Here is a 24,840-nt window from a genome sequence, read left to right on the forward strand (position 1 = left end):
TATATAATTATCCCCGCACATAGTTCAATACCTGTGTTATGTATTTTAACACTCGAAATAAAAAAACCGCTGAGCCATCCTTGTCATCTTGTCCTCTCCACACGGACATGAGACATAAGGTCGCATCATCGGTTTTATAATTTTATTCTATGTTCCTTAACCTAACGCAAGAGACGATAACGGTTACTAGGCCTTCCGCGCCTTGTATTCAGCTCATTGCCAGCAATTTCGGCCAGCGCAAAAGCAGTAAGGCTGCCCATAATACGTTGTACGTGCCTGATGGTCATGGAGAGCCCAGAAGCCAGCTCACCGGCTGTAAATTCTTCTTTGCCCATTCGGCGTATGTATGCCTTTATTTTCTGGAATGTACGAATACTCACGCCTGCCTTGTTCAATTGTTCCAGCAATTCAATATCACTTGAATAAGTTTCGTAGGATAATTCGTGGTCTTCTCCTGCCGCCTCGACAATGGTTCCATCCGTCTCATAGATAATGATCTGTCCAGCCTCATCATCCTTGGCATACTGAATAGCTTTACGTGCATGGCGTTCGGCATCAAACGCCGTCTCCCCGAACCCGATCCCGGCAAAGGAAGGCAAGTCTGTATCCAGCTCCAACTGATGCATGGTCGAATGCAGTGAGTCCATATTACGAGCCATCACACCTCTCGAACCATACATCAGGTACCTTCCGGTGCCGTCCTGATGAAGTGATCCATCGATTTGTTCACAGTGTCGCAGCAGCACTCCCTTGATCTTCAGCTCCATATACTGCAACTGATAACGCTCGGTCGACAGTTCTCCCGCTTCATGCAATCGATCAATCTCGATCATGAGCACACCAATCTGACTGTCCTTGAACGCGGAACTGCGAATCTGTTCAATCAGCATACGTACGGCTTGTACCGTTTCCTGCTTGGTTGAATCAATTTTGAAGACGGGTACCCCGCGTTCCACCAGACCTTCATACACCGCATACAGACAGGTAATCGCTGCTTTAGTAATCCCCTCTTGCCAATGCCGCACGTGGAACCCGATCATTTCTTCCACATTGTAATCGATGGAAAACACGTATTTACGTAATTGCTCCTGTGAGATATTCAGCTCTTCCAGACTGTCCATCAATCCCCAGCTCTCGTTGTCTGTCATATCAATGGAGATATCTTTCACCGGACTGTCCAAGGTGTAGACGGCCTGAAGCATCGCCTTGTACAAGCTGGCCCCAGTAGGAGGGCAGTATATCGCATGTTCTTTTTCCGAAAGTTCAGCTTGGGCACTCAGATAAGGAATCGGTCCCGTAAATACCCATCCGTGTACTTTCTCCCGACTTCGTCTAATGATGTCTCCTGTTTCTCTTGCATGTTCATAGGCATATGGCTCGTAGCTCGCCCCCAGATTGTGTCCCTGCAACGCACGCATGGTTCGCTCAATGGATGGCCTTGGCCCTACGATTCCGATCCGATACATCTACACCCCTCCTTCTCTCACTCCACAATTCAACATAGATCATATCGCTCCGAATGTTCCGTGGGTTATAAGTTTTAATTATATACAGAACCGACGATATAACAAAACAGATCACAGGTGATTCATCTACGACCAGCACTGCTTATCACATGACTTAGCAAGCACCACACTTATTGAATAAATGGGTCTCTATTCCTGTCAGTTTGCTTGAAGTCTATCATTTTTCATTTAATCGTAAATTTTACATATAGTTAATCCATTTCATACATTGGTTTAGCATTGGTTGTATACACTGGGTTCAGGATACAAAACAAACTATACATATTTTCTAGGAGGATGCATTCATGTTAAACCGTTTTAATGTCCGTGCAGCCAAAATGATGCTCGCGGTGACAACAATTGTTACGGCTACACTCGGAGGAAGCAGTGCAGCGTGGGCTGTGGAAGACACCACCTCAACGACATCTGCATCACCGATTAAAAATGTGATTATCCTCATTCCCGACGGCATGGCTAACGATGCCACTGCTCTGGCTCGTTGGTATAAGGGCTCGTCCCTGACGCTGGACTCCATGGCAAGCGGCATGGTTCGTACTCACTCTGCAGATGCGCCGATTGCGGACTCGGCTCCTGCTGGAACCGCTTTTGCAACAGGGTACAAATCGCATACCGGATTCGTCGGTGTACTGCCGGACAAGGCTACAATGCCTGGGCAAAAGGCCATTGCACCTGGAGATGCAAGAAAACCGGTCGCATCCGTACTGGAGGCTTCCAAACTAGCTGGCAAAGCAACAGGTATTATAGCCACATCCGAGATTATGCACGCCACACCCGCCGACTTCTCCGCTCACTACCCGGATCGCAAAAACTATGATGCCCTCAGTAAACAACAAGTCTATAATGGCATGGATGTTGTGTTGGGTGGAGGTAGCAAATACCTTGAGCCAGCCGGACGTAAAGACGGCGAGAATCTGGTTTCGTCTATCAAAGCACTAGGTTACGATTACGTCACTACACCAGCAGCAATGAAAGCATCGAATTCGAACAAGCTATGGGGTATGTTCGCACCAGCAGGCATGGCTTACAATATGGACCGTGATCCTGCGAAGCAACCAAGTCTTGCTGAGATGACATCCAAAGCCATTGAAGTTCTGTCCAAAGACGAAGATGGATTCTTCCTGATGGTTGAAGGCAGCAAAGTAGACTGGGCAGCTCATGCCAATGATCCAATTGGTATTATCAGTGATGTGCTGGCTTTTGATGATGCCGTAAAAGTAGCCATTGATTTTGCTAAAGCAGATGGAGAGACTGCCGTTGTCGCTGTAACTGACCATCAGAACGGTGGACTCACGATTGGTAATGCCTCCACAACTGGCACATATGATAAAGAGCCGTTGTCTACATTTATCGGACCTTTGAAAAAAGCCAAGCTGACAGGTGAGGGTGTTGAAGCGAAGCTGAATGCCAAGCGTACAAACATCAAAGCAGTGATGAAACAATACTATGGCATTACCGATCTGACTTCTGAGGAGATTGCCACAATTAAAACGGCTGAGCCGGGTAGTCTTAACTATGCAATCGGTCCAATGATCAGCAAACGCGCAGGGATTGGTTGGACAACCGGTGGTCATACAGGTGGAGATGTCGTGCTGTACACGTATGCTCCCAACAATGACCGTCCATTCGGGGTAATCGACAACACGGATGTCGCCAAATATATGGCACGTGTACTGGATCTCGATCTGGACAGCGTGAACAAACAATTGTTTGTACCTGCCAAACAGGCATTTACGGCCAAAGGCGCAACATATAAGCTGGATCTCACTGACGCCAAAAATCCGAAGATCCTCGTTACCAAAGGCAACACCAAGCTGGAACTGCAAATCTACAAAAATATTGCTCTGGTAAACGGCAAAAAGACAGCCTTGGAAGGTGTCATTGTCTATAACGGTGTAGAGGCATTTGTTCCACAAGGTGCAGTGGATCTCATTCAATAACTCATTCATTAAAACTACCGGAAAGACCGGAGATTACACGATTTGGCTGCCGAATATTTCGGCAGCTATTTTATTGTTTACTGATAAGGAGTAGGTGCCTGTCCCCGCTTATCGTATAATGAACGTAATGATGATGAATAGGATACAACAAAGGAGAGAATCAACCATGTTGATCAAATTAAACTGGATCACGCTGAGGGTCAGTAGTTTGGAAGCTTCGCTCGGGTTCTATCACGACATGCTTGGACTTCCAATTCAGCGCAGATTCGAAAGCCGCGGACGGCAGATTGCCATGCTCGGCACGGAGAATGAAGCCAAGCTGGAACTGATTGAGGGCAGTGAATCCATTCTTAAACCAGAGGCCGGCATGTCGATCGGCTATGAGGTGAACTCGCTGGATGAAGCCATGGAACGACTAGCAGAGCTGAATATTCCGATAGTACGCGGCCCCATCCAGCCCAATCCGCACCTGCGGTTTATATACATTACAGATCCAGACGGCTTCGAGGTACAACTCGCAGAGCATGTTTAATTAGGCGATTGTGAAATGAGTGTGCGTATCACGAGAACCAATTGTTTGTACATGTGTGTTGTCAAACCTGTATGCACACCCCCTCCTAGGGCAGCGTAAAACGTTATTATGTCTGTTTACAGCTTCATACGGCGCATCAGCGGAACACCTATGCGATTCAGCAACCGATCAAGCAGCAGCCAGCACCAGCGTCTGCCCCATGGAAGATGGCGCTCATACACAGCCGAATACTCAAAATCCGCCACAGCACCCCGATTCCGCTTAAACTGCGCTGCCCCCGCGCTCTCATGCAACAGATGGCCGTTCTCGCGAGCCTGTCTGATCAGACAAGCGGATAACATGCGGTATAGTCCGACGGACTGGGACACCGCTGTATCGTAACCGAACAGTGGCGTTGTCATGACTCCATTTCGGCAGAAATAACCCATGACCGCATCCAAGCGCCCCTCCTTTCGCAGTCCATACAGCCGAAGTGTTCCTGATGCCAGCGCAGCAGTAATGAACCGTTCGGTGAATTGGGGATTGTGATAGGAGTATTTTTCAAGGTATAACAGCTTGTACAACTCCACGATTCGCGGAATATCTGCATCTGTCATATCTAATTCGGAAACGAATTCGTAGTCGTGCTTGGCCAACAATTCGTAATCCCGCTTCAACAGCCAGCGCGATTTCGAGTTGCCAAAATTCGGATCATACGCTTGGTACAGATAGATTTGTCGGCTCGGAATCAGTCGACACCCCACTTCGGTTAGCCTCGTCGTCAGTTCGGGATAAAGTCCCGGACACAAGGAGCGAAACACAATGACATGCTCTGGGTATCGCTCTTGTACCGCTGCAAGCAAACATTCTGCCTGTTCACCGGACATGGCTGGATAGAGATTGGTGGACAACAGCCAGTTGTTCACATGCACGACTTTGTTGATCTGCGATTGCTTCATTCCCCAACCGATTAGACTGAGCAGCGCAAAAAGTCCTTTTTCCAATATGGGCTTCTGCAACATGCTCAATTCCTGTTTGGCGTAACTCACGTAATGCGTATATGGCGAACAGACGTAAGCATTATCATACTCTGTATCATTCACCGTTAGCGGAATAACGAGATCATCGATCCGGGCGAGCAGCAATATCGTTTCCACGTTGGACATATAGCTCCGGGACCCTTGCTGCATCATGGGTTCCAGATAAGCTCTGGCATATACGCCATCCTCCGTATCGGGCCAGTCCATGTCTTTGAGCGAATGCTGATCATAAAGACGCACGCGTTCAATGCATTTATCATTCCTATGCTGATATGTACGGTCATCGTAACTCGATCTGTCTTCCCTTACTTTATTCTTCAACCTCTTACTCCCCCATGAGATAACATCTTCTTTTAACTACTATTTACAGTTACAGTTCTACTCTCTACATACTCTACCCAACACTGTATAGGAAAAAAATGTCGGCATCAAGCTGTATTGCAGATGAAAAAAGCCCGTCCTGCACGATAAATACGTACAGACGAACTTTCATCGATATAGTATTAAAGTTTATTCTCAACGGAAGAAGCCTGATGATCCGAGACTAACTCATTCAGGTTCACAATCAGTTGCTCCAGTTCTCCGAAACTTTCCACCATCTTCATTGTCAAGTTACGTTGTTCTTCCATGCTTGCCAGAATCTCTTCTGTCGCTGCACTGGATTGCTCCGTTACACTCGAAATCTCGGAAACCTCATTCACCACTCTGGTGGAAGATTCCTTCATGGTCGCCGAACTAGTCTCGATATCAGTCGCTTGATTCAATACATGCTGAGAGTTACTGTTAATCGTACGGAATACTTCCTCTGCCGTTTGCACACTGTCTCTTCCTTGTTGTAACGAAAGACGAATACGTTCGAATCGATCCGTCAGTGCCTGCGTTTGTCCTTTTAACCGAGACAGGATGGTTGCAATATCACTTGCGGACTGACCCGAGCTCTCGGCCAACTTGCGAACTTCCTCGGATACAACGGCAAACCCGCGTCCATGCTCACCCGCACGAGCCGCTTCAATGGCAGCATTGAGCGCAAGCAGGTTGGTCTGAGTTGCAATATCCGCTATGCTGTTCAGCATAAGCGTCATGGATTCACTTTCCTCGTTGAACTTTCGCATGTCATTAGCAGTTGTATTGATCGTTTCATATAACTCTTGCATCTGACTATTCAGTTGGTCCATCTGTGTGCTTCCAGTTCGCGTGCTCGTTGCCATACTTGCGGACAACTCTTTCATCTGTTGGGAATACAACGCAACGTCCTTGATATGCTGATCCGACACAGACAAGGATTCCGAGATCTCGGCTACACTGGTCGCCTGGAACTCTACGCCTTTGGCAACTTCACTGAACCCAAGCGTCACCTCATTGGTAATGGAACCTGTTGAATCCACCTTTTGCTTCAATTGATCCGTATAACGAGATAATCCTTCGACCGATTCCTTCACACGCTCCAGCATGGTTTCCACTCTTTGCTTAGAATGCTCCACCTCATTCTGGCGTACTTCACTTTCATGGAAGAGCCTTTGATTCAGCTGTGAGACCAGCATCAAAATGGCTCCCGTGAGCGCAAATAGTCCCACATTGACGATATTACCTATTAGCTCAACAGAGTCAGCGGTATTCATAACAAATAACTGAAGAACACTGTTGACTAGTAATACCGAAAATCCAACCACAAAAAATTTCTTGTTAGGAAATAACAGTAGAACTGCGGTTATGACCAAACTTAACGCAAAATTGACTGTTCCCCAACCGACATAGACTCCACATATTGTCAGTAATGCGGTAATCAGCCATGGAATGAGATGAATATGTTTCTTTTTCGCATTAGCGTATGTAATCCAAACTACAAAGATCAGAGCTACACCATTGGACACAAGTAACTTCGGCATCGTAAAGGCCAGACCCATACCAATGGCAATAATAATCCACAAAATGATACCGATTAATTTATTCCTTTTCCAAATAATTTCGTCCATACGATCCATGCATACCCCGTCCTTTTTGTAGGTTAAATGTGTGTTGTAGGGCCTTTCTGTACTACATCTATTAGTCTTTGGTCCTGCTTATGCGCAAACCGCAAATGTGCAGCGCCTTAACATAGTACATATTGACTTCATAAGTATGAAACCAGCGCTACTTTATGTATATCGGTATTGTTAGTTAAAAATTAATATGAATTGTAAAGTGATATGCAGACATATCACTTTACAAACAAAAAGCCTGTCTTATACGTTTTGGCGTATAGGACAGGCTTTTTGGCATAATGCGAATGCATAATACAATCTCTTATTTACCGAACACAAGTGTCGTATTGGAGGAACCTGCATACTTGGTGACGAACTCACGCGCGTAGCTGGCACTCTCTACCTGATAACTGTAATTGGAGCTTGGTCTCCAGTTCGTTTTAGGAGAAGTAGGGCTATTCAGGGCCGGTGTACTGCCCGTATCCGTAAACTCACCTTTTCCTTTGTCATCCAGGATGCCGCCCTTTTCAGCGCCTGCACCAAAGTAGTTGTTTTCGGAATAAATCCGTGCTTTTTCACCAATGGTAATGGCCTGATTAAAGTTGTTTGCATAGTTGTTTTTGAGATGGAAGTAACCATATCTTAAAAGTCCAGGACCACGTACATATAAATTTTCAAAGTAATTGTTGGACATCGTCACATGAGGCACGCCATTGTAACTGCTGTTACCATCATTCGGATGACCGAGGATAACGCCATACTTATGATTTGCAAATTTGGAATTGCTAATCGTAATATAATCGGCGCGATCACCAATGTACAGCAGTTTGTCCAGATCACTACCGCCAGAGCTGTAGCTGTGACCAGCAAACGTCACATGGTCGATCCAGTAATTGGAGCCTGAAGTGATATACATCTGGATATCATCATTGGCATTAATATTGGAAGCGTGTTCAAAAGTCAGATTCTGAAAAATCACATTGCTTGAACTGCTTGTGGATCTGAAATGAATATTCGTTAATGTATGTTTGTCAAAGGAACCTATGAGAGTCTTATTCGCTCCGAATTCAACCTTTTGTAACGTAGAGGAAGAAATATTCTGTTCAACGACGACAATCTTGGCTGTAGCGCCCGCCATATGTGTTCTCAGGTCATTGAGATTACTAACGTAAACCACCTGACCATTCTTGCCACCTGTCGTGGCTGACTTGGATACGCCATTTTCATTCTTGGCACTGCCTGCAAAACCGGTCAACCCGTTCGTACCCGTGTTCGGATAACTGGCCGCGCCATAGGTAGAAGGAGCCGTTGAGATCGTTAACAACAATAGAGTTACCGCGAGTAAAAGCATCGAAAATTTCTTCAAAATTTCACCATCCTTTATAATATTATCCTGAAATACAACTCGATTATATCGTGTAACTTTGGTTGTGACAATACAAAAACTGCAAAAAGACAACAAATCTCACTTTTATGCAACAGCAGATCAGATATAGTGAAAAAACAAAAAAATGAGATGAAGCCACGACTATTGCCATGACTTCATCTCACCAAAACGATCTTATCTTATTTGATTTTGATCCCCAGTTCATCCTTCTTGGCTTCCTGCAAATCATCATAGACCTTACCTGGTTTGCCATGAAGTTTTAATACCATCGACTCCGGATTATCCAGCAGATTGCTGCCGAAAGAATACATCATTCCGTCTTCCGTTCCACTCCCGCCTACCATGGATAACTTGGTCTGCTTCCCATTCCTGGAGATCGAAATGATCTCGATAGGCCGAACGATCTCGTTGAGCGACAACTTCGTTTTGTAATCAATCTCTTGATCAGGTACATGGACAAATTTGACCCGAGTTACTAGAGGAGACACCTCCACCTCCGACAACAAGATCTCATAACCTCCGAGAGTAAAAGTCCGATTAACGTTAATGATTTCCGTTTTGGGGATAGAAAACTTGGGGTCCAGTGGGAAAGAAATATTCATCTTTTTGGAAAATTTATACTTTCGTTCTTTCTCCCCTTTATCTGCATGATTCACCACATCTGGTACAACTGAGGACAACTGGAATTGTAGATTCACTTGCTCAGGCAGCGGTTTATTTCGACTTCGCTCAATTGTATTCCGGCCATAAATGGTATGCTTATCCTTGGAAAGATGAATACCTCCTGCACCGCCATTGTCAAGCAAGTCTCCTGTCGAAGCGTCCATCATCTTCATATCGACAGTCGAATACATCTGCTGCGAAGCATCCGTTCTGGCGGTATACAATACCGTTATTCGATTCTCATCTGCCATAACTGCATTCACCGTAAACGCATATATGCCCGATGTAACCGTCTGATCTACAAGTTGCACATAACCGTTATTGAGCGTTGAAGTAATCGTAGCACTGTCCATATCCGAATTTAGCAGGCCACGAAAGGGTTCAAGTACGCCCCAGTTGGCTATAGGCTCAGTATATGTTGCCTGTTCTTGCCCATAGCTCCCAAGCGGGCCCATAAGAAACCATCCTGCAGCCAGGACCGCGACCAGCACTCCCGTAATCCATTTGATACGAACGCTCCAACCTGATCGTCTGGTTCTGGCCTTCGCGAGACCACGTTGAATGGCAGCAGTTGTGTCCGCCGGATTCCAGTGCTGTTTCTCTCTTTTCACCTGATATGCGTCTGCAAGAAGTGCTTTCTCCTCCGGGTTAGTGGTCATGCCAATCCCTCCTGTTCTTCATCAACTTGCGCAACTGCTGGAGTCCCTTGTGCTGCCAGGTCTTGATCGTACCTTCCGGTTTGCCGAGGATGGAGGCAATGTCTGTAAGTGTCATGTCGTTATAATATTTCAGCAATAATACATGGCGATATTTCGGTTTCACCTTTTGCAAAAGAGATTCCATCGCAATTCGATTATCATCAACACTGATCATCCAAGAGGCTGGAATGCTGTTCTCTATGTCTTCCTTTGCCAGCGGTGTCGCCCGCTTACGGCGCCTCTGTTCATCGATGCAGATATAGATCAGAATTCGAATGATCCACGACTTGAACGCCTTCTCATTGTTCAGCGTACGACGTTTGACCCAAGCCCGGCACGTCATCTCCTGTACCGCTTCAAGCGCATCTTGCTGGTTACGCAGATAACTGTAGGCAATGGAAATGAGCGTATCTTGATGTTCCATAATGGATTGCACAAATACCGTCTCATCTTCGGTCTGTACATAGATCCTCTGGTTCAGCTCTGCTTTTGTTTCCACCCCGCATCCCTCCTTCTCTCTCTTTCTGTGGTATAAGACGGGTGAGTGAAGCAAACGGTTTTATTATTGGCTCATCAAAAAAAGCTCCGCCATCACCTGAGGGAGCTTTTTACATAAGAGTTTCATCGCCAAAATACCGAATGACGTACACATATGAACAATACAAACAAGATTAACCCTTTTATAAATTACCGATAACTTCGATCCCGTCAGCCCATTGCAGATGGTTTCTCACCCACACGGTAAACCGATTCAGAAAAATCCGTAATTCAGGATCTGTAACCAGCTGTTGATCCAGCGCTGACAAAATCTCCGTCCATACATCCTTTATAATGGGATTCTCCCAGCAGGGATCAAGTGCCTTCATCTCTTCTCCAGTTCGCGGGTCAATCAGTGGAAAAATGCGATCCAATGCAGGTCGAATGTAGTCAAAGTCTTCATTATATATAAACAGCATGTCTTCCATCTCTACTTCGACCGATTCGTGTATGTATAAAGGGGACAATACAAAACCCACATTTCGCTGCGGACCCTGATACTGATAGATGAGCGCAGGAATCGTTCTCTTTGATTGTTTAGCCATAGGGTCACTCCTGTTCATGCAATTTCACTACTAATCAGAGTTCAAACCAGGTTAAAACGCCATCTACCTGCCTGGTTTCTCGCTCCATCTGTTGCATCCAGCTCCGTGCCTCTTCACCCCAGATATGAAACAAACAGTAGATATACGAATCCCCATCCACAACCTCTTCTAACCCGGAAGCCTCTTCTACCCACACTTCCAGGGCTCTCGGCCAGGATGGATCTTCACGTTTTAATACAAAGCCGTTGGCTTGGTGTTCCAAACTATATACTTCGGTAAACGTTAGTGCACCTGCCAGACGTTCCACAACTTCAGGTAAAATGGCAGGCTCTGTTGTTCTAATCCCATATTCCCAGCCCATATGTACAACCTCCTTCAGACTTCGTTCGCTCCAGATTGTTGCTTTTGTTCGTGCATTTGATCGATCGAACGATCCAACCACAACTCATACCAGTCCAAAAAATGCAGTCGATTCGTATTGCCCCAATACTGATCAGGATAGATTCCATTTCGGTTAGCCCGGTCATCCACCCAGATCTCTCCGTAGGAGGCTCCCTTAACAATCAGATTCATGGAGATGCCACACCCAAAATCACTGATGCGCAGCATGCCTGCTGACCATTTCGGATCAAAATATTCATGTTCCAACAATTCCCATTCCTCTTCTTCCTTGCTGTCATCAAACCAGTCATAGTTCCAGTTCCATGCTTCCGTGAATTGAAAAGGGTCCGAGATCGCATTCAGCTCATCATCATAACCAAGCACAGCGTATACACCATCATCCGGGTTCTCCAGACCATAATAAGGCCCTGCACCACTCGTACCCATATGAAGAAGCCATACCTTATAGTTCTCTGGCAACTCAATTCGCCATTTCTGTTCAAATTGAGCAATATCCTTCTGCGTCCACACAGATGCCAATTCATATTCATGGTTCTCTGCGCCGAACAGGTCCAGATCCAAGTCCATACTTCGGAGAGTGATCAACTTTTCACGCATACGTCCTAATTGTTCAGTGTACATGGCCTACTTCCCTCCTTTGCCACTTCATCACGTTTGTTCCACGGCATATCCGCGTTGCTGCAACTCATCCAGTGCGGCTGCTGCATCTCGCTCAGGACATAACTGCTTAATCAGGCTCATGGTCACCGGTTTTTCTTCATATATCTCAGCTACAGCTTCCAACGGCACATCCTGGATATCGTAATACCCTTTGGCCCAATCCACGTAATCTTCCGAGTCTTTATTCAAGTACTCCAGCAAAAATTCTGCACCACCTCTGGCGTCCGCTTCACCTTCCTCGGCCATCGCCATCTGAATCCAGTTACCAACCTTCCATGACAAGCCGTTCCCTTCCTGCCATAGGCAAAAGGTCACATTCTCCAGATCCAATGTCTCCTCATGATCCCGCAGAACAGCCATCAATGTCTTCGGCACTTCATCGTACATGCCTGGGTAGATCTCTCCATCCTCACGAGCATGCGGACTTAAAGGTGACTCATGATCGAATCCCTTGATCAACGTGCCTGAATTCGTAAATAATACATGCAGATGATCACCTGCGCCGTTATCGATGCTTCCCCAGGCCACTCCTGGCTGAAGTTCTTCTTCATAATGATGTACACGCAGCCAGTCTTCCTCCGAAAATATGATATCCAGTGCGGCAAGTATTCTCATCCGTTTACGCAGGGCATCTGCACTCATCATCGTTGTCTCATTCCAATTCTGCATATGAATCCCTCCTGTTCACCTATGTACACTATATCCGGATTAATTGATCCAACGTGTTCTTCCCCTGAATACTTGGTTTCATGACAATAGCGATCCGACTGGCTTCTCTGGAGATGATACACGCATAGTTTCCGGGCTTTAACTGAAACAGGACCCCTTCACACGTCTCATCCGGCTCCAGTTCACCACCAGTGACATCATCAGCCGCTCCCAGATAGACGTGCCCTGACGGAACTTGCAGATGATATACCTTTTCCCGTTTAGCTACGTCATCTGAATCTGATTCCACCTCTGCATCCTCCAAGCTCCATTCCACCTCATACACTCCATCCGCACCCAGATTCAGGAACAGACAATGGCCTGCATTCACCTCAGTCAGCTCATCTTCCGGAATGGACCACCAATCCGAAGTATCCTCGAAACGATGCTTTAACGCTGCCAGATCATACAGGCACAATGTTGCCGTATCTGTAACCATTTGAAATGTTCCTCTCATATTCCCCCGTCCCTTCTGTCAGATTAAGGTCTGACCTCAGAAATATATTCCATCATTATATCAAGCCTAATTCACGTGTAAAAGGAACCCTTGGACCATCTCTGCTTTCGCAACTCTTCATTTCTCGCTCCAAACGGTCGATATAAGCATAACTGACTTTTTTGAACTTGATGGAGGAAGCCAAGCCATGTCAATGAATAATAGAAAAGAACCCTTTCGCTACACATTGAAGGAACCAATCAACTTTGAGATCTATATTCTCAGCATCAACGGAGTCAATGCACCACCGAAACCCATTCAGGCTGAGTTATGTGATATCAGTCGGTCCGGCTGTCAGCTATCATTTCCGCTATCCCTTCCTGTCGAGAATAACGATATTCGGATTGGCATGAATATGCTGCTCTTTGAAGACCCTTTATATATGGAAGGTACTCTCCGCTGGGGTCAAGAAAAAAATACCTCATGGCACTACGGTGTCCAACTCGAAATGCAGGACGGTAACCAGGACCGTCTCTCCCGAGAGATGCGAATGCTTGCAGGACAAGGCAAAATTATTGTGAAATAGCGAGTGGCCATATAGGTTGGTAACCAAAACAAAAAACAGCCCAATCAAATTGGACTGTTAAGAGATGAAACACATTATGCCGCTTTACTGACTGTCGCTGGTTGTTCCATTTTGGACCAGTTCACGGTTTTTTCGAGAAGTAATGATACCAATACGCCAATAACGAGACCATTGCTTATAATCGGAACAAGATACATGGGCAAGTTTTGAAAGGCTTCAGCAGGAATATTCATTACAGCAACTCCAGTGAGTACCGGCAACGCTACACGATAGATCGTTTTAGAATTAAACGTCGTGCCCTCAAGCGTTCTTAATGCTGTACCGAACATCTGCAGATAGGCTACAAACAGAACGGCGCTACCCACGCTTGGTGGTATTTGTGCAAAAAAGGCTGTAACCGAAGGTGTAAGCCCCATCATACATAACAACCCCGCTCCAATAATAAAGGCAGCACGACGCAGAATGCGAGTGCTCTCCAGGAAGCCGATTGATGATGCAAATAAACCAAATGGCAGCACACCTACACAGGCTGACAACATCGAGAACAGACCCGTTAGCGCGTATGAGCGTCGATATTGCTGACTGGTCGTCTCTGCCTGATAAAGTTTCTCTACCGTGCTTAATGTGGTGATCGAATTCGTCATATTCACCAGTCCCACAAAAAATGCAGTAATGACGATTCCCGGTTCCCATCTTGGTGCTCCCCATGGAAACAGCGTTAGGCCTGTTGATGTGTGATTTGGCTGTCCACCATGTTGCCCCGAAAACAATAGACTATAGGCAATCCAGCCTGCCACAATTCCAATTAAGATCGCGTAGTTCCCCAGTTTCCCCTTACCCTTTAGTTGAATCCATGCCACCAGAAATGCAATGACAACGGATAGCGCGGCAACCGGCAGATCGAAGCGACCAAACTCCGTATATCCAATCATGCCTTTAAAAAAGTTCATGGTTAATTGAATGGTCATCAGAAACAGCATGGCACTCTTCACCATCGGCGTGAACAGCTTCTGGAGCACTTGCGCCGCGCCTAGCCAGCCCAATATCATCATCGTCAGCCCCGCTAACAAAAAACCTGCAGCCAGGCCACCACCAATGCGCTCCAGACTCATACCTGCCGATGAAGCAGATACAGTCAAGCTCAACGTCAATCCCCACCATAGTCCTGAAGGACCATCCATGACTGCATAGCGGTGACCAAATACTGCTTGAAGAATACACACCGCTCCGGTAAGGATAAATGCGTGCTGCATGGAGGCAGCAATAGCATCCGGGGACAGATGAAAATTATGTCCGATAGATAGCGGAACCACAACAGTATTGGTAAAGAGGAAGAAAAACCACTGTATGCCCGCTAAAATCATTGAAGATACGTCTTTCATATTCTTTTGTGAAAAATGCTCTTGATGTCTATTCATTTGTTAGCAATATCCTTTCACTCTTCTGTATCATAAACGCATAAGTGCCTTTAGACTTCGGTTAATAACCGTTCCATCTCTGCATAGTGATGCTGACGCGCATGTACGAGCGGTGTAATTCCGTCCCGATCCGCGATCTTTGGATCTGCACCATATTGCAAAAGCAAGGCAACAATCTGCTGATGCCGTGGACCGCCATCTCCCAAAATGACTGCTTCCAGTAAGGCTGTCCATCCCAGATTGTTGATATGGTTCACATCCACATCACTGCGTGTCAGCAGAAGCTCCACAATGTCCACATGGCCCCGATCAGCTGCTGGAATAAGGGCTGTGCCGCCAAAACGATTTGTTAACCTTGTATCTGCACCTGCTTCAATGGCCAGTTCAACCATGTCATACATACCCTCGGCACTCGCGTATAACAGCAGGTTATCCAATCGTCTGTCCTGGAGATTAATGTCTGCTCCGGCGTCCACTAGCATTCTTGCCGTGTCCATCTTTTTACCGTGCACGGCAGCCATCAGAGGTGTTCGCCCCAATGCATCCCGTTCATTCAACTGGCTACCCTGGGTGATAAACCGAATAACCTCATCGGTATGCCCTGCTTGAGCGGCGTCATGTATTGTTCTAACCACGTTATTTCATCCTCCAATTCAACGTCTTCTCATGCAGTAACTTTCTTAGAGAAACCAAGCGCTTTTAGTCAGGTATGCAAATCTAATGTATGTTAACATAAGAACGTAGTATATTAAAAATACATGTTTTGTTGGCTTTCCATACGAATTACATATAGATTGAAGGCAAAGGAGACAACCACTTGGATATCAAACAATGTCGCTATTTCATTGCCATTGCTGAGGAGAAACAGATTACAGCAGCAGCCCGAAGACTTCACATGGCTCAGCCGCCCTTAAGCCAGCAGCTTAAGTTAATGGAAGAAGAGCTTGGCGTCATGTTGTTTGAACGCAAAGGGCGCATGATGGAACTAACGCAGGCTGGTCGCAGCTTCTATGATTATGCGGTCACCTTGACCAAATATATGGAGGAAGCTGTCATGGAGATGCAAAGTTTCCGTCACGGCATACGCGGCAAACTCGCCATCGGCATCAATACCATATCGGATCGTCTGATCCCGCAAGCACTACAGCAGTTCCGCACCACCCATCCACAGGTTACCTATAAAATTCAACAAAATGAATCGGCGCAATTATGCCGATTGCTGGAAGATGGCAAAGTTGAACTTGCCTGTGTACGCATGCCTGTCCAGACCGAACGCTATGAGGTGCTTCACCTGCCACAGGAGCCCCTTTTCTATATTTCTTCAACACCACTGGATAGCCCGACAGAGATGGTCCCAGGAGCGGAGATGGGGACTTATTTTGAGCGGCTTACAGGAATCCCGCTACTACTTCCAAGTACAGAAGGACTCGGTATGTTCGAGCTAATTTTGGACAAATTCCGTGAGCATCAGGTCACCCCCTCCATCATGGGTGAGTGCTCAGACATTAATATGTTGCTGGAGCTGGTCCGACTCGGCTTCGCCAGTTCCATCGTGCCTCATACGGTACTGCAGTTATACCAAGAGCACCCCTTCCACGTATACCGCCTTCAGGATCAGCATTCAACTGTCGGCTCGGCGCTGGTCTGGCTGCAGAACCGTTATCTGTCCAAGCCTGCACAACACTTTGTGCAATTAGTGCAGGGTATGCTTCCTGTGGTGTAACACAAGTAGAACAAAAAAAAGCAGCAACTTCCCGGGTTTGAATCCGGTAAAGTTGCTGCTTTATTCTTTTGATTAAGCTTTCGCTGTGAACAACAAGTCTTTTTCTTTGATCGTCGTGCGACCAGCAGACTCAATAGACTCATATTGATGCATGTTTGTAATAATAACGGGTGTAATCGTTGTATAACCGGCTTTTTCGATCTGTTCCCGGTCGAACTCCATCAGTACATCACCTACGGTAACCTTCGCACCTGCTTGTACTTTAGGCGAGAAGAATTGACCTTTCAGCTTCACGGTATCAATGCCGATATGAATCAACATCTCAGCGCCAGTATCACTTACCAGACCAATGGCATGTCCACTCTTCGATAATGAGAATACTGTACCGTTGATTGGAGATACCACACGTCCTTCAGATGGTTGAATCGCAAATCCTTTACCCATAATCTCTTCAGAGAATGCAGGGTCCGGCACTTCGCTCAGCGGTTTAACTTCACCCGTTATTGGGCTGAAGATTTGCTCATCTTGTGCTTTTGCTTCTTCAGTTACACCAGCAGTAGTTGTTGCTGCTGTTGCAGGCTCAGCTACTGGTGCAGCTGGCTCCGATGCATTTTCTTCTTCGAATCCAAGAATATATGTCAGAACTGCCGCAGCTACGATAGCAATCAGACCACCAGCCAGTGCATAGAGCAGTGTGCTAATTGCCGGACTGATAAATGCTGCGATACTTGGCAGACCCACTAGACCTGTAAGTACATAAGCTTTAACATTGACGATCCCCATGAATCCGCCTGCGATAGCTCCACCAATCAGAGCTGCAATAAATGGTTTTTTGAACTTCATGTTGATACCATACATCGCTGGTTCCGTAATTCCCATAATAGCCGTAAGACCTGTGGAATAGGCAAGGGATTTAGTTTTGCTATTTCTCGATCTGAGACCTACACCAAATGCTGCACCACCTTGTGCCAAGTTAGCTGCAAACATCAGTGGAATAATAAAGTCGTAACCCAGTGATGTCATTGAACCGACAATGATCGGCAACAGTGCATAGTGCATACCTGTGATGATCAGCAGTGACATCGTACCACCAATCAGGATACTTGCGAAGATGGACATATTGTCGAACAACCATGAAATACCACCGGACAAACCATTACCAAGAACCGTACCCAATGGTCCAACAGTCATCAACGTCAGTGGAACCATAATCAACAGGGTAACCGTCGGAACAATCAGAAGCTTCAATGAAGCATGTGTAACACGATCAACAGCTTTCTCGACATAAGAAGCAATCCAGATGGCGAGAATGATCGGAATTACCGTAGAAGAATATGTCGCTGCTATAACCTTAATTCCCACAAATGTGGTGTCACCATTGGCAAGCAATGCTGTAATCGTCGGATGCATAATACCCGCTGCGAGCGCTGCAGCAATATACATATTACTACCCAGCTTACGTGCAGCACTAATTGCCAGAATGATTGGCAGGAAGTAGAAGGCACCATCCCCGATTGCAGACAAGATGATATAGGTTGAGCTGGTATCAGACAACCAGCCCAGGGCTACAAGGATCGCCACGATCCCTTTGATCATACCTGCACCCGTAATGGCTGGCAGGATTGGAGTAAATACTCCTGAGATGAAGTCGAACAGCGCACTTATTGGATTTCTCTTTTTCTTTTCTCCAGTGGAAGCAGCTGATGATGCATTATCTGCGGTTGGTGATTTGGACATGTTGCCAACAAGTGCGTTATACACGACAGGTACATCGTTACCGATGATAACCTGGAACTGTCCGCCGTTCTCCATCACGCCCATCACGCCTGGTGTATTTTTTAGCGTCGCTTTGTCCGCTTTTTGGTTGTCATTCAGGTTAAATCTGAGTCTTGTCATACAGTGTGTGACTTGATCAATGTTCTCTTCGCCACCAACAAGCTTCAAAATATCCTTGGACAATTGTTGTTTATCCATTGTGTTTTGCTCCTTTTATGTGTAATGAAGGTTAAAAAAAAACCTAAACACTGAATAATGACAAAGCAGAAAAGCTTATCATTATTCAACGTTTAGGTTTTGCCTTTTTAGCAGTAACAATCCTAATTTTATTCAATTGTTTGTTCATTTCGGACAATTCGTTCAATATGAATGGTCAGATACAGTATTTCTTCCTTGGACAACACCCGATTATAGATCTTACGCGTATAGTCACTGATCCTTACTGCACATGCATGTGCTTCAGGGTACTGCTTGCTCACCAAGTCATGAAGCGGATTATCTTCTTCTTTATCTTCAATCGCCGTTCCTTGCAACACACGTTGGGCAAAAAACTTTAGATGAGTTAAAAATCGATAATAACTCAATGAATCTTCATCAAGTTCAATCACAAAGCTACGTCTTACGATATTAAGAATGTCCTTAACGATGTTCGTAATACTGATCGTTTCCCTCATCTCACCGTTCATCTGGGCATTAACCAGATGCATCGCAATGAATGCGCATTCGTCTTCGGGAAGCAGGACACCTAACGTTTCCTCGATAATCTGTAGCGCCTTGAGTCCAATGGCATATTCCTTCCGGTACATGCGCTTGATCTCCCAGAACAATGCGTTACGGATCTGCAATCCTTGACGATGTCGATCAATGGCAAAATGAATATGATCCGTCAGTGAAATGTAGATGCTTTCATGCAGCTTCTCACCTAACACCGTCTCGGCATAACGGATAATCTCATCCGAGCACTCGACATATTCAACCGGGATATCAGACAGAAGCGTTTTAAGTTTCTGTGATACTTCCTTACTTTCAAGCGAGAATATTTTTTCGACGAGACTCTCGTCTATCGATTCACCAGTATGCTTTTTGAAGGCAATTCCACGTCCCATAACGACCAGTTCGTTTCCTCCCGGATCAATTACAGTGACTACGTTGTTGTTCAGCACCTTCTCAATTTTCATTTCTTCACATCACCTTGCACCGTCAAAGTAGTAAAAGGCAAAACCAAAGCAGGTCACGAAATATGCCCCGCTTCTGGTTTTGCCTGATTGAACAGTAACAATCCAGTATTCATTAGCCTTAGGCCCATCTTACCATATAATTATCCATATGACAATGTTTTTGTGAAAGCGGTTAATGTGCGTTAATATGACATAAGAAGGTGCATAACAACCATGCCTGAAGAACTAGTATTCACTTAGTGTTACGTTTAAGACTTGCGCCATTTGTACCAATAACTTCTTTGTACCAGTGGAATGATTTTTTCTTGTAACGATCCAATGTTCCCGAACCGTCGTTGTTGCGGTCTACATAGATGAAACCATATCGTTTCTTCATCTCTGCTGTTGAAGCACTCACCAGGTCAATACAGCCCCATGACGTATAACCCATCACTTCCACGCCATCCTCAAGAGCTTCACCCACTTGTACCAAGTGGTCATTCAAGTACTGAATACGGTAATCATCATTCACCGTTTTATTGCCATTTTCGTCGGTAATTAGCTCATCTACTGCACCCAGACCATTTTCGACAATAAATAATGGTTTTTGATAACGGTCCCAGTATTTGTTCAAGGTTACGCGCAGTCCTTGCGGATCGATCTGCCAGCCCCACTCGCTCGCTTGGAGATAAGGGTTTTGTACCCCTGCAAACAAGTTGCCTTTTCCTTCGATACGTTTCTCGGGATCACCTGTCTCACAGATACTTACATAATAACTGAACGAGATAAAGTCCACGGTATGCTTCAGAATTTCGGCATCACCGTCTTCAAACTTGATATTAATATTATTGGCTTTGAAATAACGATTAATGTATTTCGGATAGTAACCACGTGCATGGATATCAGCAAAGATATCATTGCGCTGTTCAGCATGCATCGCTGCAACCACATCATCCGGATTCGGAGTCAGCGGATACGTAGGCATGCTCAGTACCATACAGCCGATTTTGGCTTCAGGCATAATTTCATGTCCCAGTTTCACTGCTAACGCACTGGCTACCAATTCATGATGGATTGCTTGGTACAGATCCTGTTTGGACAGTTCTGCTTTTGGCGTATAGATCCCGCCGCTCATGAAAGGCTCCTCCAGAATGGAGTTGATTTCGTTGAACGTCAGCCAGTATTTCACTTTGCCTTTGAAGCGGTTGAACAACACCGTTACATAACGCTCGTAGAACTCAATCATTTTACGATTAACCCAGCCATCATATGTTTTGGACAAATGCAGCGGTGTCTCATAGTGAGAGATGGTTACGAGTGGTTCAATACCGTATTTATGGCACTCATCGAACAGGTCGTCATAGAATTGCAGACCTTTCTCGTTTGGCTCCAATTCATCACCTTTAGGGAAGATACGGGACCATGCGATAGATGTACGGAACACTTTGAAGCCCATTTCAGCAAACAGTTTAACATCTTCTTTGTAACGATTATAAAAGTCAATCCCGATCAGTTTCAGGTTATCTTCTGTAGGTGCTTCCGTTCTGGGCGTTGTAATCCCGTGTGGCATTACGTCTTGAACAGACAGGCCCTTGCCATCTGTATTATAAGCTCCTTCAAGCTGGTTGGCTGCTACAGCGCCGCCCCATAGGAAATCCTTCGGAAATGGTGTTGTCATGTCAATCATTCCTCTCTAATTAACGGTATTTTCATTCTTTGTTTAAATGCTTACCTCTATCCTTTTCCGACAGGAAAAAGCGGACAATCTCTAACCAAAAGGGCGACAGGGACATTAGATTCCCTGCTTGCCAACTTTCGTGTTAGGTTTTGCCCGCTTCCTGTGCGGTAACAATCCTGTGAACGAGAGAATTACAGTTGCTCACCATTGCTGGAGATTACGTTTTTGTACCAGTCGAATGAATCTTTCTTGGAACGTTTCAATGTTCCGTTACCTTCGTCATCCAGATCCACGTAGATGAAACCATAACGTTTGGACATTTCGGAAGTGGACATGCTCACAAGGTCAATCGGGCCCCATGCTGTGAATCCAATCAGATCCACACCGTCTTTGATGGCTTCTTTCATCTGTTCGATGTGTTTCTTCAGATAATCCACACGATAGGAGTCATGGATTGAACCATCTTCTTCAACACGGTCATACGCTCCCAGGCCATTTTCAACGATGAACAATGGCTTCTGATAACGATCCCAGAAGTTGTTCAGGGTTACGCGCAGACCGATCGGATCGATCTCCCAACCCCAGTCAGACGCTTCCAGATAAGGGTTTTTCACGCCACCAGTCAGGTTACCTGTGGTTTCTTCCTCACTGGCAGATGCCGATTTGGTTACGGACATATAATAACTGAAAGAGATGAAATCAACCGTATTGTTAAGCAGGATTTCATCATCGCCCGCTTCTTTTTGAATGACAATGTTATTCTCTTCAAAATAACGAGCCATGTAGTTCGGGTACTTACCACGAGCGTGCATGTCCGTGAAGAAGAGGTTAATCTGATTCTCGTGCTGAGCCAGACGAACATCTACCGGATTACAAGTTGCTGCATAAGTTTCCATACGAGCAAGCATACAGCCGACTTGGGAACCAGGGATAATTTCGTGTGCAAGCTTCGTAACCATGGCACTTGCTACAAATTGATGATGAAGCGCTTGATATGTTGTTTGCAACTTGTTGTCCACTTTATCGATCAGAATGCCGCCGCCAGTGTACGGGCTGAACAGCATGACATTAATCTCATTAAACGTCAGCCAGTATTTCACTTTGTTTTTATAACGATTAAATACCGTTTCTGCGTAACGAACGTAGTGCTGGATCACTTCACGACCAGCCCAGCCGTTATATTTTTGCGTCAAGCCAAGCGGAGTCTCGTAGTGAGACAATGTAACGAGTGGCTCAATGCCATATTTCAACAATTCATCGAATACTTCATCGTAGAATTTCAAACCTGCTTCATTTGGCTCTTGATCATAACCGTTCGGGAAAATACGTGCCCAGTGAATGGACAAGCGGAATACTTTGAAGCCCATCTCAGCGAACAATGCAATATCTTCTTTAAAGTGATGGTAGAAATCAATACCAAAACGTTTTGGGAAACGTTCTTCAATTTTGCCAGAGAGAATCTCTTCAATTCGGGAAGAGGAAATTTCCATGGCATGTCCGCCTGTACGCTTCTCCTTGGGAACATGAGCGATCATGTCCGCTGTGGAGAGGCCTTTGCCGTCCTTATCGAATGCACCCTCCAATTGATTGGCAGCTGTAGCGCCGCCCCATAGGAAGTTTTCGGGGAATCCTTTTTTTGCCGTGGTCATGAACAACAACCTCTTTTCGAAATTTATTTTGGTTTTTCCAGGTAAAACATTGTGTAATTTAGAGCAGAAAACAAGAAAAACCTAAACTCAAGGTAAAATAGCACCAAAAAAAGGAGCCTTCATTTCACCATCAGTTTAGGTTTTGCCTGTCTTCACAGTTACAATCCATCAAAAGATGTTATTGCATATTCTGTTGTGTTTGCTCTTGTAATGTAAGCGTAACATATCTATTTTGCAAAATCAACTTCACTGGATCATATGATCGTTTGCACACTCTCAACATCGAAAAAATCAACGCGGCATACGCATAATCGCTGCCCTTAATGCCTGCGCTCCTTCCTCCGTTTCCAGGTAAACAGCGGGACTTTGGTCCCCTAAAGCCGGGATATCTTTCGCCATCCATTCAAAAGCGTACTCCCCCATTTCACACAAAAGCACCCGACTTATATCCGCCGGAATTCCTTGTAATCGCGCACGTTCTACCCACGCGGGGTCCAACTTTTGTCCAAGTTCTTCAAACAGTTCGGAAAATGAGTCCCAGCTTGTCTGATCAAACTCGCTTGAATAAATACCTTTCATACTCATGTAATTTCACTCCCCATATCGCCATTTGTAACCCTGTGGTCCTATTTAACACAATTCATCCTTAAGCCGCTTGAAACCACTTCAGTAACAGGTAGACTTAATTTTAAATGTTTTTCGGGGGAAAGAACAGTCTAGGAGGATTCAATAATGACTCATGAAGATAACACAGCTGGTTGGGATGCGATTGATCAATCCATGCGTGAATTGTATGGGGAACAAGAGCCAAAACACTACGGCACTGCCCTTCCGTATATGCTCGGTGGTCCTGATCCACTCGATGGCATTAGCGTTTATGAAGTGAACACACCTATGCCTCACTGGCATTTTGTCACCTATGGTTTCTCTGAATTATATGAAAAAGAGATGCAGGATGCATCCAAAAGCGGGTATGGATTCGAACTCACATTTCGTCTTACACGCACTGAAGAAGAAACTGAACCGCCAGCCTGGGCGCTGAATCTGTTACAGAATGTAGGACGATACGTCTTCAACAGTGGAAATATCTTTCAGCCAGGAGATTACATGGACGCTAATGGCCCCATCTGCCTGGAGTCCGATACTTTGCTGACTGCGCTCTCCTTTATAGAAGACCCGGATCTACCCGCAATCTCTACGCCTAATGGTTCAGTGCAATTTATTCAGATGGTAGGCATTACAAGTCGGGAACTGGAAATGATTCAAAGCTGGAATGCTCGTGGATTCCTGTCTGCCTCCTCCATGTTCATGCCCAAATATGTGACTGATCTGATGAGAAATTCGTACGCAGATATTCCTTCGGTTATACAAGCGGTTGAGGATGGAATTGAACAGGACGGGTCCAGCACAGCGTTTTTATTCATACAACAACTGGGCTGGGAGTCTCCTCGCAAAAAATTGCTGCAAAAAGCGATTCCGGCCAAACTCCAGCTCGGAGCCAAACAAGCTGTATTAGTTGGCACCATCCTTCGTAGCCGAATTTCGAAAGGTGCCTCTCTATCCTTGATCGGACCTGATACTAATATTCTGTTTGAAGCAGGAGAACAACCAGCCGTATTGGAATCGGACAGACAAGTTACCCTGACGGTGAACAAACAAATTGTTGAGGAGCTGGAAAAGAACCTTCGCCCGGTTGAAGGAACATTCGAGATAACTTCATTGGATCATATTATCATTCAGATTGTTAGAACAGAAATCAAGGACCAAGAAGGACACGTCATTCAAACGATTGGATGAGAACATTCTCAAGTTCGATATAAGAACTACCTTTCTATCTAACGA

Annotated in this window: 23 protein-coding genes; 5 read left to right on the forward strand and 18 right to left on the reverse strand. The window is 45.5% G+C overall.

From position 1 onward, the window contains the following. Nucleotides 1-161: 161 nt before the first annotated feature. Nucleotides 162-1,466: a hypothetical protein gene (locus AB4111_RS17565; RefSeq protein WP_442032552.1), complete on the reverse strand. Its 1,305-nt coding sequence runs from the start codon at nt 1,464-1,466 to the stop codon at nt 162-164. A gap of 344 nt (nt 1,467-1,810) precedes the next feature. Between AB4111_RS17565 and AB4111_RS17570 the strand changes: the two genes are divergently transcribed. Beyond that, nucleotides 1,811-3,463, forward strand: a complete 1,653-nt coding sequence (locus AB4111_RS17570) for an alkaline phosphatase (RefSeq protein WP_442032553.1) — start codon at nt 1,811-1,813, stop codon at nt 3,461-3,463. A gap of 166 nt (nt 3,464-3,629) precedes the next feature. After that, on the forward strand, nt 3,630-3,995 hold the full coding sequence (locus tag AB4111_RS17575; RefSeq protein ID WP_442032554.1) for a VOC family protein: 366 nt from the start codon (nt 3,630-3,632) through the stop codon (nt 3,993-3,995). Between the two features lie 116 nt (nt 3,996-4,111). Here AB4111_RS17575 and AB4111_RS17580 read toward each other — a convergent pair whose 3' ends face one another. The 10 genes from AB4111_RS17580 to AB4111_RS17625 form a co-directional block, all read right to left on the reverse strand. Next, entirely contained in the window at nt 4,112-5,335 is a 1,224-nt protein-coding gene (locus AB4111_RS17580) for a GNAT family N-acetyltransferase (protein WP_442032555.1), read from the reverse strand. Between the two features lie 182 nt (nt 5,336-5,517). Then, nucleotides 5,518-6,996, reverse strand: a complete 1,479-nt coding sequence (locus tag AB4111_RS17585) for a methyl-accepting chemotaxis protein (RefSeq protein WP_442032556.1) — start codon at nt 6,994-6,996, stop codon at nt 5,518-5,520. Nucleotides 6,997-7,297: 301 nt separating this feature from the next. Further along, nucleotides 7,298-8,341, reverse strand: a complete 1,044-nt coding sequence (locus AB4111_RS17590) for a pectate lyase family protein (protein ID WP_442032557.1) — start codon at nt 8,339-8,341, stop codon at nt 7,298-7,300. Nucleotides 8,342-8,541: 200 nt separating this feature from the next. After that, on the reverse strand, nt 8,542-9,684 hold the full coding sequence (locus tag AB4111_RS17595; protein ID WP_442032558.1) for a DUF4179 domain-containing protein: 1,143 nt from the start codon (nt 9,682-9,684) through the stop codon (nt 8,542-8,544). Continuing rightward, nucleotides 9,674-10,147 (reverse strand): sigma-70 family RNA polymerase sigma factor, encoded by a 474-nt coding sequence (locus tag AB4111_RS17600; protein ID WP_442032788.1) that lies wholly within the window; start codon nt 10,145-10,147, stop codon nt 9,674-9,676. The genes AB4111_RS17595 and AB4111_RS17600 overlap by 11 nt, the downstream gene beginning before the upstream one ends. Nucleotides 10,148-10,403: 256 nt before the next feature. After that, a complete protein-coding gene (locus AB4111_RS17605) occupies nt 10,404-10,805 on the reverse strand; it encodes a hypothetical protein (protein ID WP_442032559.1) in 402 nt (133 codons plus the stop codon). Between the two features lie 34 nt (nt 10,806-10,839). After that, complete coding sequence (locus AB4111_RS17610) at nt 10,840-11,166, reverse strand: hypothetical protein (RefSeq protein WP_442032560.1); 327 nt, start codon at nt 11,164-11,166, stop codon at nt 10,840-10,842. A 14-nt stretch (nt 11,167-11,180) separates the two neighbouring features. Next, nucleotides 11,181-11,828: an SMI1/KNR4 family protein gene (locus AB4111_RS17615; RefSeq protein WP_442032561.1), complete on the reverse strand. Its 648-nt coding sequence runs from the start codon at nt 11,826-11,828 to the stop codon at nt 11,181-11,183. A gap of 27 nt (nt 11,829-11,855) precedes the next feature. After that, nucleotides 11,856-12,536, reverse strand: coding sequence for a hypothetical protein (locus AB4111_RS17620; protein WP_442032562.1), 681 nt, complete (start codon nt 12,534-12,536; stop codon nt 11,856-11,858). Between the two features lie 28 nt (nt 12,537-12,564). Further along, entirely contained in the window at nt 12,565-13,032 is a 468-nt protein-coding gene (locus tag AB4111_RS17625) for a DUF6386 family protein (protein ID WP_442032563.1), read from the reverse strand. Between the two features lie 187 nt (nt 13,033-13,219). Between AB4111_RS17625 and AB4111_RS17630 the strand changes: the two genes are divergently transcribed. After that, on the forward strand, nt 13,220-13,597 hold the full coding sequence (locus tag AB4111_RS17630; protein WP_253439666.1) for a PilZ domain-containing protein: 378 nt from the start codon (nt 13,220-13,222) through the stop codon (nt 13,595-13,597). Nucleotides 13,598-13,671: 74 nt separating this feature from the next. Here AB4111_RS17630 and AB4111_RS17635 read toward each other — a convergent pair whose 3' ends face one another. Continuing rightward, nucleotides 13,672-15,015 carry a uracil/xanthine transporter gene (locus AB4111_RS17635; RefSeq protein ID WP_442032564.1) on the reverse strand — a complete coding sequence of 448 codons (1,344 nt, stop codon included), beginning with the start codon at nt 15,013-15,015 and terminating at the stop codon, nt 13,672-13,674. A 50-nt stretch (nt 15,016-15,065) separates the two neighbouring features. Beyond that, a complete protein-coding gene (locus AB4111_RS17640) occupies nt 15,066-15,650 on the reverse strand; it encodes an ankyrin repeat domain-containing protein (RefSeq protein WP_442032565.1) in 585 nt (194 codons plus the stop codon). 182 nt (nt 15,651-15,832) lie between these two features. Here AB4111_RS17640 and AB4111_RS17645 point away from each other — a divergent pair, with 182 nt between their 5' ends. After that, complete coding sequence (locus AB4111_RS17645; protein WP_442032566.1) at nt 15,833-16,738, forward strand: LysR family transcriptional regulator; 906 nt, start codon at nt 15,833-15,835, stop codon at nt 16,736-16,738. Nucleotides 16,739-16,810: 72 nt separating this feature from the next. On the opposite strand, the gene AB4111_RS17650 is transcribed toward AB4111_RS17645, so the two are convergent. The 5 genes from AB4111_RS17650 to AB4111_RS17670 all read right to left on the reverse strand — a co-directional run bounded on the left by AB4111_RS17650 (nt 16,811) and on the right by AB4111_RS17670 (nt 23,583). Continuing rightward, on the reverse strand, nt 16,811-18,712 hold the full coding sequence (locus tag AB4111_RS17650) for a beta-glucoside-specific PTS transporter subunit IIABC (RefSeq protein WP_442032567.1): 1,902 nt from the start codon (nt 18,710-18,712) through the stop codon (nt 16,811-16,813). Nucleotides 18,713-18,840: 128 nt separating this feature from the next. Next, nucleotides 18,841-19,692, reverse strand: a complete 852-nt coding sequence (licT, locus tag AB4111_RS17655; protein WP_253439676.1) for a BglG family transcription antiterminator LicT — start codon at nt 19,690-19,692, stop codon at nt 18,841-18,843. Nucleotides 19,693-19,924: 232 nt separating this feature from the next. After that, on the reverse strand, nt 19,925-21,349 hold the full coding sequence (locus AB4111_RS17660; protein ID WP_442032568.1) for a glycoside hydrolase family 1 protein: 1,425 nt from the start codon (nt 21,347-21,349) through the stop codon (nt 19,925-19,927). A 191-nt stretch (nt 21,350-21,540) separates the two neighbouring features. Further along, nucleotides 21,541-22,998: a glycoside hydrolase family 1 protein gene (locus AB4111_RS17665; protein WP_253439678.1), complete on the reverse strand. Its 1,458-nt coding sequence runs from the start codon at nt 22,996-22,998 to the stop codon at nt 21,541-21,543. 291 nt (nt 22,999-23,289) lie between these two features. Further along, nucleotides 23,290-23,583, reverse strand: coding sequence for an MbcA/ParS/Xre antitoxin family protein (locus AB4111_RS17670; protein WP_289390025.1), 294 nt, complete (start codon nt 23,581-23,583; stop codon nt 23,290-23,292). Between the two features lie 147 nt (nt 23,584-23,730). Here AB4111_RS17670 and AB4111_RS17675 point away from each other — a divergent pair, with 147 nt between their 5' ends. After that, entirely contained in the window at nt 23,731-24,795 is a 1,065-nt protein-coding gene (locus tag AB4111_RS17675) for a suppressor of fused domain protein (RefSeq protein WP_442032569.1), read from the forward strand. Nucleotides 24,796-24,840 lie beyond the last annotated feature (45 nt).

It is taken from the genome of Paenibacillus sp. 2KB_22 (genome assembly GCF_052115745.1).
Lineage (GTDB): Bacteria > Bacillota > Bacilli > Paenibacillales > Paenibacillaceae > Paenibacillus.

Coding starts and splice junctions, on each gene's coding strand:
- AB4111_RS17660 (WP_442032568.1), bottom strand. CDS start 21,349: ATGACAACACCATTTCCGAAGGATTTCCTATGGGGCGGCGCTGTAGCA.
- licT (WP_253439676.1), bottom strand. CDS start 19,692: ATGAAAATTGAGAAGGTGCTGAACAACAACGTAGTCACTGTAATTGAT.
- AB4111_RS17675 (WP_442032569.1), top strand. CDS start 23,731: ATGACTCATGAAGATAACACAGCTGGTTGGGATGCGATTGATCAATCC.
- AB4111_RS17650 (WP_442032567.1), bottom strand. CDS start 18,712: ATGGATAAACAACAATTGTCCAAGGATATTTTGAAGCTTGTTGGTGGC.
- AB4111_RS17585 (WP_442032556.1), bottom strand. CDS start 6,996: ATGGATCGTATGGACGAAATTATTTGGAAAAGGAATAAATTAATCGGT.
- AB4111_RS17670 (WP_289390025.1), bottom strand. CDS start 23,583: ATGAGTATGAAAGGTATTTATTCAAGCGAGTTTGATCAGACAAGCTGG.
- AB4111_RS17570 (WP_442032553.1), top strand. CDS start 1,811: ATGTTAAACCGTTTTAATGTCCGTGCAGCCAAAATGATGCTCGCGGTG.
- AB4111_RS17600 (WP_442032788.1), bottom strand. CDS start 10,147: ATGGAACATCAAGATACGCTCATTTCCATTGCCTACAGTTATCTGCGT.
- AB4111_RS17605 (WP_442032559.1), bottom strand. CDS start 10,805: ATGGCTAAACAATCAAAGAGAACGATTCCTGCGCTCATCTATCAGTAT.
- AB4111_RS17565 (WP_442032552.1), bottom strand. CDS start 1,466: ATGTATCGGATCGGAATCGTAGGGCCAAGGCCATCCATTGAGCGAACC.
- AB4111_RS17595 (WP_442032558.1), bottom strand. CDS start 9,684: ATGACCACTAACCCGGAGGAGAAAGCACTTCTTGCAGACGCATATCAG.
- AB4111_RS17635 (WP_442032564.1), bottom strand. CDS start 15,015: ATGAATAGACATCAAGAGCATTTTTCACAAAAGAATATGAAAGACGTA.
- AB4111_RS17630 (WP_253439666.1), top strand. CDS start 13,220: ATGTCAATGAATAATAGAAAAGAACCCTTTCGCTACACATTGAAGGAA.
- AB4111_RS17620 (WP_442032562.1), bottom strand. CDS start 12,536: ATGCAGAATTGGAATGAGACAACGATGATGAGTGCAGATGCCCTGCGT.
- AB4111_RS17575 (WP_442032554.1), top strand. CDS start 3,630: ATGTTGATCAAATTAAACTGGATCACGCTGAGGGTCAGTAGTTTGGAA.
- AB4111_RS17625 (WP_442032563.1), bottom strand. CDS start 13,032: ATGAGAGGAACATTTCAAATGGTTACAGATACGGCAACATTGTGCCTG.
- AB4111_RS17615 (WP_442032561.1), bottom strand. CDS start 11,828: ATGTACACTGAACAATTAGGACGTATGCGTGAAAAGTTGATCACTCTC.
- AB4111_RS17610 (WP_442032560.1), bottom strand. CDS start 11,166: ATGGGCTGGGAATATGGGATTAGAACAACAGAGCCTGCCATTTTACCT.
- AB4111_RS17665 (WP_253439678.1), bottom strand. CDS start 22,998: ATGACCACGGCAAAAAAAGGATTCCCCGAAAACTTCCTATGGGGCGGC.